The sequence below is a fragment of the Enterocloster aldenensis genome (genome assembly GCF_003434055.1).
Lineage (GTDB): Bacteria > Bacillota > Clostridia > Lachnospirales > Lachnospiraceae > Enterocloster > Enterocloster aldenensis.
The window spans coordinates 1-12450 of the sequence record NZ_QVEX01000018.1 but is presented as its reverse complement, the minus strand read 5'-3'; the positions used below and the strand labels follow the sequence as shown (position 1 = coordinate 12450).

Annotated in this window: 8 protein-coding genes; 6 read left to right on the top strand and 2 right to left on the bottom strand. The window is 48.0% G+C overall.

Going from position 1 to position 12450, the window contains the following annotated elements:
• Positions 1–111 precede the first annotated feature (111 nt).
• Positions 112–1080, top strand: a complete 969-nt coding sequence (locus DWX59_RS23980; RefSeq protein WP_117562412.1) for a tRNA dihydrouridine synthase — start codon at positions 112–114, stop codon at positions 1078–1080.
• A gap of 80 nt (positions 1081–1160) precedes the next feature.
• Here the strand turns inward: DWX59_RS23980 and DWX59_RS23975 are convergent, their stop codons facing one another.
• The gene (locus tag DWX59_RS23975; protein WP_117562288.1) at positions 1161–1667 is read right to left on the bottom strand and encodes a superoxide dismutase family protein; all 507 of its coding nucleotides are present in this window, start codon (positions 1665–1667) and stop codon (positions 1161–1163) included.
• Positions 1668–1968: 301 nt separating this feature from the next.
• Between DWX59_RS23975 and DWX59_RS23970 the strand changes: the two genes are divergently transcribed.
• The 4 genes from DWX59_RS23970 to DWX59_RS23955 all read left to right on the top strand — a co-directional run bounded on the left by DWX59_RS23970 (position 1969) and on the right by DWX59_RS23955 (position 6370).
• Complete coding sequence (locus DWX59_RS23970) at positions 1969–3087, top strand: hypothetical protein (RefSeq protein ID WP_117562286.1); 1119 nt, start codon at positions 1969–1971, stop codon at positions 3085–3087.
• 84 nt (positions 3088–3171) lie between these two features.
• Positions 3172–3675: a transcription elongation factor GreA gene (gene greA, locus DWX59_RS23965; protein ID WP_117562284.1), complete on the top strand. Its 504-nt coding sequence runs from the start codon at positions 3172–3174 to the stop codon at positions 3673–3675.
• 49 nt (positions 3676–3724) lie between these two features.
• A complete protein-coding gene (locus DWX59_RS23960) occupies positions 3725–5056 on the top strand; it encodes an MATE family efflux transporter (RefSeq protein WP_117562282.1) in 1332 nt (443 codons plus the stop codon).
• 96 nt (positions 5057–5152) lie between these two features.
• Positions 5153–6370, top strand: coding sequence for an AfsR/SARP family transcriptional regulator (locus tag DWX59_RS23955; RefSeq protein WP_117562280.1), 1218 nt, complete (start codon positions 5153–5155; stop codon positions 6368–6370).
• A gap of 13 nt (positions 6371–6383) precedes the next feature.
• Here the strand turns inward: DWX59_RS23955 and DWX59_RS23950 are convergent, their stop codons facing one another.
• Positions 6384–7577, bottom strand: a complete 1194-nt coding sequence (locus DWX59_RS23950; protein ID WP_117562278.1) for an AAA family ATPase — start codon at positions 7575–7577, stop codon at positions 6384–6386.
• A 419-nt stretch (positions 7578–7996) separates the two neighbouring features.
• Here DWX59_RS23950 and DWX59_RS23945 point away from each other — a divergent pair.
• A partial coding sequence (locus DWX59_RS23945; RefSeq protein WP_207660465.1) for an InlB B-repeat-containing protein occupies positions 7997–12450 on the top strand: 4454 nt, incomplete at its 3' end.

Here is a 12450-nt window from a genome sequence, read left to right as displayed (position 1 = left end):
CCTGAAATGGATGGAATATGCTATACTGAATCTGTTACGCCCTGCCATATAGGATGGATGGAAGCGGCAGGTTCAATAACGAATATAGAAGAAACGGATGGAACAGTTTATATGGAATTTTACATGGCCCCCATGGAGGGGCTTACAGGATATATCTATAGAAATGCATACAACACCTGCTTTACCCCCATGGATTTATATTATACCCCCTTCATCTCACCCAAGGCCAGAGGCTGTTTAAGCTCCAGGGAGATGAACGATATCCTGCCGGAACACAACCAGGGGCTTCGTGTGGTGCCGCAGATACTGACCAACCAGGCGGAAGATTTCCTTACCGTGGCCAGGATACTCAAAGACTATGGTTATAAAGAAGTGAACCTGAATCTGGGATGTCCCTCAGGAACCGTGGTGTCCAAGCACAAAGGCGCCGGGTTCCTGGCATTGACCTGCAGGCTGGATTCATTTCTGGGCACTGTAACGGAGCAGCTTGAGGTTATGGGCATGGAGCTTTCGGTAAAGACAAGGCTGGGCATGGTGACGCCGGATGAATTTTACGGTCTGTTGGATATCTACAATCAGTATCATCTGAAACGGCTGATCATACATCCCAGGCTCCGCACGGATTACTACAGGAATACCCCGGATTGGGAAATGTTCCGGCATGGACTTAAGAACAGCACAAACCGTGTCTGTTACAATGGGGATATATTCACTGCGGATGATTTCAGACGGCTGTCCCAGTCATATCCGGAACTGGATGAGGTGATGCTGGGCCGTGGAATCATAGCCAATCCCGGGCTGGCAGGCGAGATAAAGACAGGCCGGCCCGTGGATAAGAAACAGCTCCGGGAGTTTCATCAGCTCCTGTACCAGGGATACCGGGGAATTATGTCAGGCGACAGGAATGTTTTATTCAAGATGAAGGAGATATGGGCTTCCATGATCCAGATATTCGCTGACTCTGAGACATATGGAAAGAAAATAAAAAAAGCCCAGCATCTGACCGAATACGAAGCCGTGGTGGGACGCATTTTCTCAGAACTGGACATTGCAGAAGGCGCAGGGTTCAAATTGTATTAAAAAGGAAAGTGTGCTATACTTTTAGGAAACCGGACCAAACCGCGGCCCGGTTCATAATGGAATGGGTTGCAAAACATACCCTAGCCTGTATAATCCGCTTTTATAATGGTACCGCAGGCTATTTTGCTTCCGGAATCACCAGAAGGCTGACTGCGGAAATCATCGGCCTGGCTGTGGATGATGACAGACCTGCCGATAATTTCATCAATGCCGAAACGTTTGTCATAAAAGGCCGTCCAGGCGTACCCCTCATTGCCTAACACAGGAGGCAGGTCGCCTGCATGATTGGGGTGTGCTGCATTGGTTGGGTTATAATGTTCTCCGGTTTTGGCGAAATTATCTGAACAGTCGCCGTTCTGATGGATGTGCATGGCATAGAAATTCGAAGAGCCAGCCACATTCTTATTAGGAAGGTTAAAAATCTCAGCTTCCACCAGCACGCCCTGGTAGGGAGTCTGATAGAACTTAACAAGTCCGCTGATTGCGGGGGCGGATGCTCCGCCTTTTACCCAGGCAACAGCGGCAGGCGCGCCAAAGCGCAGTAAATCTGCAAAGACGTCGGCAGGAGTGACAGACTGGTTATCCATGATGGTCTCCTGAAAGGGTTTATTCCCTATAGAATATGCCGGCAAAAAAAGAATGTGACCAAACATGCACTGCCATTGCATGTCCAGGCCACATCCGTCATATAAAATGGAGGGGGCCGGCAGAAGGGGTGCTGCCGGCCATAGGTATGAAAAAGTGTCTTCCTGTATAGTAAAAGGTCTATCACCTTACAAGTAATACTATACAGGGAAAATGTGACTAAAATTTGAGCATACGCTAAAGAATCACTAAAGAAACTTAAGTAAACATAAACAATTTATAAAAGGCAGGAGTGATACCCATATGAAGGGACGTTTTTGGAAAATATTAGCGTTTTCAGCCGCTCTAAGCATCAGTTTATCAACCGCATCCTATGCAGGCACCTGGATATCAGAAAGCGGACAGTGGAAATACAGGAATGACGACGGTTCCTTTGCAAAAGGATGGTTTCAGGACCTGGACAGCAGATGGTATTATTTTGATGCCAATGGCCACATGCTGTCAGATACCCTTACGCCGGACGGATACCGGCTGGGGGAGGACGGGGCGTGGGTAAACGATGACCCCTATGCCTCATATGATGCCAATTATCCGCTAAAGGACTATGTAGATAAAGCCGGGCTGCAGTACGCAGATGCGGTCATGGGCCATAACAAGAAGGGCGGGCCCATTATGGAACGCCGCCTGAGACAGGATGGGAAATACAGCCTTTATAATTATTTCGGCTTGTCGGACGACCTGTGCAAAGCGCTGTACGGCAAGGATACGGACCAGATTGGGACAGGGGAAAATGCAGCGGACGGAGACAGCCTGCTGGTGCTTGCCCAGACAGCCCTGTACCAGGAAGCAGTGGGAAGCGACACATATAAGCAGCAGCGCAATGCCCTGGCTATTGTGATACGGGATTATCTGGGCAGTTTCCAATGGCGCACGGTCAGCGAACTGGAGCGCGCCCAGAACGCGGCTTTCTATATTGCCTCCAACTGTACGTATGATAAAACCCTGTATAACCGGTTTGTTGCCGGTGAGGACACAAGCGGGGACCCGTCATTTACAGCGTATGGCTGTCTTGTGAACCACAAGGCGGTATGCGAAGGCATGTCAGTGGCTTATCAGCTTTTGGCCAGGGCAACCGGCCTTAACAGCTTCTGTGCCCCGGATGATAATGACAAGGACCATATGTTCGTCTATGTGCAGGCGGATGGGAACTGGTACAAGGTGGACCTGGCAGTGACCGGCCTCATGCCTCAGGCATTGGTGAGACGGTGCTTCAAGGATACGGCCAATCAGGAAGTGGAACGTATCATGAAAACATATTTTGATGAGGGAAATCCTCACAGGGAACATATGGACCTTGACGGCCTGGCACCAGGCGCTGTGTATGAACTAAAAAGCAGCAACCAGATGCGTGGATATCAATAGGTGCGCCAAAGGGCTGGAATATGGAATATAATAAAAAGCAGCTGATCGGGAAGGGCAGGTCAGCCGGAAAGGGAAGTAATCAGGATGTATGATAATCTGACAAAAAGTGATATAGAGAAAATGCAGGAGGAGATAGAGTACCGCAAGCTGGTGGTCCGAAAGGAAGCGCTGGAAGCGGTTAAGGAGGCCAGGGCCCATGGGGATTTGAGCGAGAACTTTGAATACAAGGCCGCAAAGCAGGACAAGAACCGCAATGAAAGCCGTATCCGTTATCTGGAGAAGATGATAAAGACAGCCAGGATTATTTCCGATGAGTCCAAGGACAATGAGGTAGGCTTGGGAGACACCGTGGAGCTATACATACCGGATGACGACGAGACAGAACAATACAAGCTGGTAACAACGGTAAGGGGAAATTCCCTTCGGGGGCTGATCAGCATTGACTCGCCCTTGGGAAAGGCAATCCGCAGGCACAAGGTGGGGGACAGGGTACATGTGAAAGTGGATGACCGCTTTGGTTATGATGTGGAAATCCGCGCCATTGACAAAAGCACTGGCGGAGAGGACGATAAACTGCGCAGTTTTTAACTGCGCAGTTTCATGATAAGAGATAAGGTTATCTTAAGGAGAGACAATCATGGCTGCTGTAAACATGACAGAAGGAAATATAACAAAACATCTGGTCCGTTATTCAGTTCCGCTTATACTGGGCAATCTGTTCCAGCTCACGTACAATGCAGTGGACTCCATCATAGCGGGCCGTTTCATTGGGAAGCAGGCCCTGGCCGCGGAAGGCACGGCCAGTCCGGTCATGAACATTGTCATCCTGGGCATTTCCGGTATCTGTATGGGTGCTTCCGTGCTGATGAGTGAATTCTACGGGGCAGGGCAGCATGATAAGCTAAAACGGGAGATGTCCACCACGGTTATATTCGGCTGCTATTTCTCAGTCATTGTTGCCATTCTTGGAGCTTTTTTCTCACGTCCGCTTCTTTCTGCCCTGAATGTGCCGGATGAAATCCTTGGAATGGCCTCCACATACCTGTCCATCATATTTTTAGGCGCGCCCTTTACTTATTTTTATAACGCTGTGTCGGCCGCGTTAAAAAGTGTGGGCGATTCCAAGACCCCTCTTAAATTTCTTGCATTTTCCTCTATATTAAATGCGGTCCTGGATTTGATATTCATTGGCGGCCTTGGATTTGGGATTGTGTGCTCCGCCATCACCACCGTGATTGCAGAAGCAGCTTCCGCAATCCTTTGCATCATCTATGTATATAGGAAGATTCCCATGCTGCAGCTTGGTAAAGGGGAATTCACCATGGACCGCCTACTTCTCAGGCAGACCTTGAGATACGGAAGCGTGACCGCTTTGCAGCAGTCCTGCCAGCCCGTTGGGAAGCTGCTGATCCAGGGCGCCATTAATCCCCTGGGTGTGGATTTGATTGCTGCATTTAATGCGGTAAACAGGATAGACGATTATGCATTTACCCCGGAGCAGAGCATTTCCCATGGGATAACCACCTTTGTGGCACAGAACAGGGGAGCCGGGAAAAGGGAGCGTATCAGGAAAGGGTTCTGCCACGGCCTGCGGCTGGAATTCCTTTATTGGGTATGCATCGGACTTATCATCACGCTGTTCAAAAAGCCGCTGATGGGATTGTTCGTCACCGCGGGCAATGAGGGGATTGTGAAGCTGGGCAGCAGTTATCTGGCACTTATGGCAGTATTTTACATATTTCCTGCATTTACCAATGGAATCCAGGGATTTTTCCGCGGCATGGGGAATATGAGCATAACGCTTTTGGGGACGTTTGTCCAGACCGGCCTGCGGGTGGTGTTTGTATACCTTCTGGCGCCTGGGATTGGAATGCAGGGCGTGGCATATGCCTGTGCCATCGGATGGAGCGTCATGCTTTTGGTAGAAATTCCCTATTATTTTTGGTTTATGAGGGGAAAGCAGTGGTAGATGGAGGAAAATTGGAAAGATTTGTAGATAAATGGCGTAAAATAATGTACAATGGTGTTATATGCAATATAACGCTATTGTGCAGGGGGATACGATATGAATACAGAGCAGGACGCCTATGTACCTGGGATGGAGCATGAAGGCATAACTGTATTTATGATGGGAACAGTCATGGTGGAGTACAACAGGAAGCCCATGCCGCTGATGGGGAATCCCCAGGGGAAGATGCTCCAGCTGTTCCTGATTCTTTTATACGCAGGGGATAAGGGCGTACTCAGGGAAGAGCTTCTGGACATGCTTTATGGCAATGGGGAGAATACCAATCCATCCGGCAGCCTGAGGGCGGCAGTGTTTAGGCTGCGGAAGACCCTGGAGGGCTGTGGCCTGCCGGAGCATGAATACATACGCACGGACAGCGGCATATACCGGTGGGACGGAGGAGGGGTGCCTGTGTATATTGATGCAAAGGACTTTGAGATAACGGCCCATAAAGCGCTGAAACAAAGAGATGAATCCCTTTTAAAAAAGGCGTGCGGGTTATACCAGGGGGAGTTCATGGCCCAGCTGGCAGGAGAAAAGTGGGTATCCATCATTGGGGTCCGGTATCAGGAACTGTACTTTGACTGTCTCAGGATGGCATATTATATCATGAAGGATAACCGGGAATACACGGACCTGCTGGAGTTGGCCTCTGATGCCTGTGACCTGTATCCTTATGAAGAATGCCAGATTATGAAGATTGACTGTCTTATTGCCATGAAACGCTTCAAGGATGCAATGCAGGTATATGACCAGGCCGTGACCCAGTACTTTGAGGAACAGGGACTGCCGCCATCTGAGAAAATGCTGGAACGGTTCAGGACCATGAGCGGCCAGATCCGCTATACCTCGGATACGCTTAAGGATATAAGGGACAGTCTCCATGAGAGGGACAGGGTGAACGGCCCATATTATTGTTCCTATCCCGCATTCATCGATTGTTACCGGCTGCTGGTCCGCATGTCTGAGAGGATTGATTTCACCAATGTGCTTCTGTGCTGCACCCTGCTGGATTCCAAAGGGAAGCCGCTGGATACCGGCGGGGAACTTTTAAAGGCAGCATCCTCCAAGCTCCATGAAGCCATCGGCAATTCAATCAGGAAAGGGGATGTGTTTACCTGCTACAATCCCAGCCAGTACCTGGTGATGCTTAACGGCACCTCCCAGGAATACTGTCTCAGGATTTTCGAACGTATTGACAGGAACCTCCATCTGTGGGATGGGGGAAGACGGGTGAAACTGAACTATCAGGTAATGCCTGAAAGCCTGCTGTAACAGAAACTGAATATTATCTGGATATCTTAGGGCTGGCGCCATAACGCCCTTCCAGATATTGCTTGCCATAGGCCTCATCGTTTCGCGGGATGAGGCCGTTTTCTTTTTTATACCATGAAAGTGGATAGAGCTGTGCATCTTCTCCGGTGGGGCGGGAACAGAGCCATATTTCATCCCGCCTGAGTACGGTGGGCATCAGGATGGCCGTATTATGGCTGGTAAATATAAGCTGGGAACCGTGAGGATTTTTCTCGTGTCTCGTATAAAGGCTGGTTATGTACCGGAGCAGGTGGGGATGCAGCAGGGAATCCAGGTCATCCGCCACAACCAGATGCCCCTCCTTCAGGCTGATGAGTATGTCCGGCAGGATGGACAAAAGCTTTCTGGTTCCCCTTGATTCCTCGCTAAAGGGTAATTCATAGCTGGTAGAGGCTGCAGGAGTATGTGTAATCAATAATTGCGTTTCATCCGTTCCTTCCTTTTTAATGGTCCTGTAACCGGTAATATCCAAATCCATGGCCTGCAGCGCAGAACATATCGCAGCCTGCATGTCCGGCTCATGGGAGAGCTGCGGGAAGGCTGGGCTGTCCGGGCAATCCGGGGACAGGAAATGGATATCCCGGAACCAGGAAAATGCAGCCTGCACGGATTCGCAGGGTATTGAAGCGCGGTTCAGGGAATGGAACAAAAGCAGAAGGAGAGGACGGTCTGAAGGGAGCTGTCCAATCTGGACCGGCGGCACGGTTTTCCCTAAATGAAATTCGGATTCCTTCCTATTAAAAAGGATGCCGGCATCATCCTTGCCAAGCCGGCCGTAGAAAAGATTCTCTTCCCTGATGATTCCCTTGCAGAGATGAAGCTGATAGCGGAACAGGAATCCGCTATGGCGGAACAGGACATCAAACTCAGTGGGAATGCCGCTGCAGGCTGGGTCCATGCAGTATGAAAGCTGCTGGGGGGCAGCCGGCATGGATGATGGTGATGCCGGGGACGTGATAAGGGCGGACAGGTATGTGAGTCCCTGCAGGACCGTAGACTTACCGCTGCTGTTTGGTCCGTAGATGGAGATGACAGGGAGGAACTGTTCGCCATCCAGCGGATCCTTTATCAGGGATGCCTTATGCTCATTAATTGGGCCGGGAATACAGTCCAACAGGGTTTCCTCCTTGAATATCTTAAAATTCTTCAATGTAAGCTGAACCAGCATGGGATACCTCGCTTTCTGAGAGAAAAAAACTCATCAAGATCAATGGTTCTATTGTACCATAGGAAGAGGGGAAAATGCAATAATGAACGAGAAAAAATCTCATTATAGAAATTCGGGATATTATTCGACAATTTATGATTGATGTGCGTCCCAAAATACAAAATTGGTTATAAACTAAAAACTAATATTGAGAAGGAGAATGGAAATAGTAACAAAAAAGCTGCATGAAGTAACGCCCCTTGTAACGCCGTGTTTGCTATTATTATTACAGAGGTTAGGAATGGGCAGGAATAATTTAAGAAAAATTTTAACTTTTCTTAAATTGTAACCCGTTTGTAACTGTCGTTTGATATACTTGTTCCAGATAGTTGAAATTTATCCTATGTTTGGAAAAGAAATATCAAGAGAGGAGAATAAGTATGGAAGGAAGAAAAAGGTCTAGGGCATTGTCGCGGACAGTGTACAGTGCTCAAAAAAGACTTCTGGCGTTCGTGCTTGCAGCAGCCATGATCCTAACCAATGTCGGTGCGGATATGAATACGGCCCTTGCAGCCACATCGTCAGAATCCGTCACCTTCTCGATGAGCGGTTCACAGCTTGTCAAAGCCATTGATGAAGCAATAGCCGATGGCAATGAAGTGACGGCAGGGGATCTCGATTTCACCAATGGAAAGATTGCTGAATTTGAGAAACTCTTCTTTGGGGAGGGGAAAATCTATGAAGCATTCCCTGATCCGGATGGCGGAAGTATGGACGCAGAATTAAGGGTGTTCGTACGGCTGCCGGAAGATGCTGACGACATGTATATGGTAACCGGCGATGAAGAGATTATCTTCTTATATATCAATAATGGAGAAGATACCATCAGCTGTACCACTGAAATCACAAGGATGGATGACGGCACAGAAAAGGTCAAGAAGACCAAGCGGGTTACTGTAAAGAGTTATGAGGCTGCTTATGGCGATGAGGAAGTGAATCTCATTTCCAAGCCAGTAGAAAAACCTGCACCGTTGCCGGAAGACACTAATGGGCCTGGCGCAGATGAGACCACAGCACCGTCAGAGACCGGGAGCCAGGCTGAGACCACGGCGCCGGCTGTAGACGAAACCACGGCAGCACCGGACGGCTCAACAGATGCGGCAGATGAGACCACAGCAGCTCCGGAGGAATCCGCCACGGTTCCGGATGAAACAACGGAGGCTGCGGATGAGACTCAGGCAACCTTGCCGGATGAGACAACAACTGCTCCGGAAGAAAGCCAGACAGAGGCTCAGACAGAAGAACCGGCAACAACGGAAGCTGCTGAGGAAAAAACTCAGGAAGCAGCCGAGCCGGAGAAGACAGAAGCACCTGAAACGGAAGCACCTGAAGCCGAAGTAAATGAGCCTGTGGCATCCATCATCCGTCACAATGCACCAATGGTTGCGGATAATGAGAATGGGGACGCGGCAGACAAGACGGAAGCTAAGGAAGAAACCGAAGCCAAGGAAGAGACCGAAGCCCCGGAACCTGAGAAAGAGGAAGAGCCAAAGGAGACAGAGGCTCCCACCAAGGAAGAGGCGGCAACGTCCGAAGAAACTGAGGCACCAAGTAAGGAGGAGTCAACAGAAGCAGCAGATCCTACTGATTCCACTGAGCCTACTCAGGATTCAACTGATGAAACCACTACAGCGGCTGACGGCGAGACAACTATACCTGGTACGGATGAGACAACGGCAGCGCCCGCTGAGAGTGAGAGCGGTTCTGCGGACGAAGGCGCGACTGAGACACCGGCACAGACGGTTCCGGATGTGGCTTCACCGTCGGAGGCTAAGCCAACCGAGGCACCTGCAAAAGATGATAATGTTTCTGCGGCAGGAACAAACGATTTGGTTGGAATCGGTTATTGTTCCACTGCTAAGGTTTATGTGACTACCATCAACCAGCTGAAAGCTTTGGATGACTTTGAGGGCTATAAGATTTCTTATGCCATCTACCCGGAAGCCAGCGCCCGTATCGTTGAAGGACCAAGAGGCGTTGAGGAAGGCCAGGCGTTAAGCTTTGGTGTTAAGAACCAGATTGGGTATGCAGTTGAGAGTGTGACTGCGAATGGGGAAATCCTTTCAGTAGATTCCGTTACGGACAATGAGGATGGTTCACAAACCGCATGGTATTCTGTTCCTGAGATTTATGAGGAGCAGGAGATTGAAGTCTATATGACGGAGACTGGGGAGCATCCGGCGGTCGTGTTTGATCCTATTGTTATGGAAGACGGTACTGTAATCCATATACAGGCTGATGAAGGCGTTCTTCCGGCAGGGGTTCAGGCGGTTGCCAGCGTAGTGTATGGTATTGAGGATGCGGTAAAAGAAAATATTGAGGGAGAAGAGCAAGAAGTATTAGCTGCCCTTTCTTACAATATAGATTTGCTGGATGCAGATGGAAATAAACTGGATGATCAGATTTGGAGTGGTTCTGTTCAAGTTACTTTTACAGGTACTCCGATTGAAGAAAACAGTAAAGATGCAGATGTGGTTGAGGTCATGTATGTAGAGACTACTAAAGAAGAAGTGGCCCAGGCAGATATAACCAGTGGGGATGTTGTTTCTGTTGAATCTGTATCCGAAGCAGTTGATGTTGCAGACGGAGCAAGTATAAAGTCTATATCCTTCGAAGCGGATCATTTTTCTGTATATACGATTACATTTAAGAGATATTTTACATCAGCTGAATTGAATGTGTATGTTATGAACTCAGCTACTGGGGCTGAATTGGGAAGTGTTAATGACGGATTTGATTTGTGGACTTCAAATGGAGAGGCACATAAGATTTCTGATTTAGCGTCTGATATAATCGGGAAAATGGGGCTTACTTCAACTTATAGATTTGATAAAGCAACAATAGGAGCGTCATACAATTCTACAAGTATAGGCACGGTTTATTATAAGGACGGTACTTTATACCAAACCAAGAGTGGAAATAGATATTCAAATCCAATTACGCAACTACATTTTTGGTATAGGGCGCCGTTGATAACATTTCATGCAAATGGGGGAAGTGGTGGTCCTACGTCGCTTTCTTTGAGCGATGGAAAGATAACCTTGCCAGAACCGGAAGATGTTGGTATCTCAAATAACGGTAAAACATTTGTTGGATGGTCTACCGATCCATCTGGAAAGGGATCAGTATATATCCCTAAAATAGAACCGTCTGATAGTTCAATAAAGGAAGGGGCAGTTCTATACGCAATCTGGATAGATGAAGATGGGACCGACAGTAGGAATACTGCATATTTTTATATAAGGATAGATGGAGAAATCCAATATGAACCAGCTGGGTATGGAGCCAGTCTGTATTACCCATTATCCTCTGCAAAAACTCTACAGGGATCATTAAAAACACCTGTTTCGGTTAACAATAATCTTGACAATGTTGCTGCTAATCTGCAGTCTAAGCCGACTGATGCACAGATTAAGGCTGTTTTAAACGGTAAACTGAATTATAACCCGGCAACTCAGCGCATTGAGTGGTATGTAATTAAGTTCAGAGAAGAGGCAAATGGAAGAACATATTGGAATGTTGACGGTGTCATCCGGGACAATGAAAAGTTCGAATTAAGATATAATCCGAACGGTGGGGATATTAATGTTCCTGGAAGTAATGAATATGCGGCAGGAAGCGTTGTAAATGTTCGTTTTGATACGATACCCAGCAGAGCCGGATATGATTTCCTTGGTTGGGATGAAAATAAAGATGCAAGTTATCCGACATATACCAGGGAAGGAACTAATAAAACAATATCAATAAATGATAATACTGAATTATTTGCTATTTGGCGGCAGAAGGGTAATGTCACGATTAATTATGCAGCATCGGTGGGAGGACATGTAAGTAGAAACTATGAGAATCTCGCACCGGTGACAGGCGTTGCTCAAGGGTCGACTGCAATAGAGAATGCAGGATATCATTTTGTGAGATGGACGAATGCTTCAGGGAAAGAAGTAAGTACCGAAGTGACCTATGTACCACCTAAAGTAGGGGGATTGAATGTAGCTGCTACGTATACAGCACATTTTGAAGAAGATAGTAATGTTACTATTAATTATGTAGCAAAAGATGGTGGGCATGTAAGCAAATTAAATGAAACTTTAGCACCTGCAACGGGAAAGGCACAAGGCTCGAGGGCAGTGGCTGATGAAGGATATAAATTTGATGGTTGGTATTATGATTTTTCCTGTACACAAAAAATAGTAAGCGGTGAGATGTTTATACCGACAAAGGAATCGGATAATGTATGGGTAGATGGAACCACCTATTATGCCAAGTTTGTAGTGGATGTGGATAAGACCAAAAACCTTACGGCGACGGTGGATTATAGGCTTGGTGAAGAGGTCCAGACCGGTGACCATATTGACCTGAAGGCAACGGTCCAGGTATTACAGCCGGATACGCTGAGCACCGATGGCGTGACCGCAAAGACGTACAAAGGCTGGAAGCTGAGTAGCATAACAATCAACGGTGAGGTAGTGGAAAGCCTGCCGGCAACCGTGAACAACGGTGATGCGGTCATCTACAACTACAGCGTGGATGAGGGGCAGACGAAGGACCTTGCGGCGACGGGGGATTATAGGCTTGGGGGAGAAATCCAGACCGGGGACCACATCGACCTGCATGCAACGGTCCAGGTATTACAGCCGGATACGCTGAGCACCGATGGCGTGACCGCAAAGACGTACAAAGGCTGGAAGCTGGTTAAAATTACAATTAATGGTAAGAAAGTAGAAAGCCTTCCGGGTCTGGTAAATAACGGAGATAAAGTGGTTTACTGGTATCTTGTGGATGAGGGGCAGACCAAGGACCTTGCAGCGACAGTGGATTATAGGCTTGGGGAAGA

Coding starts and splice junctions, on each gene's coding strand:
- DWX59_RS23950 (WP_117562278.1), bottom strand. CDS start 7,577: ATGCTGGTTCAGCTTACATTGAAGAATTTTAAGATATTCAAGGAGGAA.
- DWX59_RS23980 (WP_117562412.1), top strand. CDS start 112: ATGGAATTTTACATGGCCCCCATGGAGGGGCTTACAGGATATATCTAT.
- DWX59_RS23970 (WP_117562286.1), top strand. CDS start 1,969: ATGAAGGGACGTTTTTGGAAAATATTAGCGTTTTCAGCCGCTCTAAGC.
- greA (WP_117562284.1), top strand. CDS start 3,172: ATGTATGATAATCTGACAAAAAGTGATATAGAGAAAATGCAGGAGGAG.
- DWX59_RS23975 (WP_117562288.1), bottom strand. CDS start 1,667: ATGGATAACCAGTCTGTCACTCCTGCCGACGTCTTTGCAGATTTACTG.
- DWX59_RS23960 (WP_117562282.1), top strand. CDS start 3,725: ATGGCTGCTGTAAACATGACAGAAGGAAATATAACAAAACATCTGGTC.
- DWX59_RS23955 (WP_117562280.1), top strand. CDS start 5,153: ATGAATACAGAGCAGGACGCCTATGTACCTGGGATGGAGCATGAAGGC.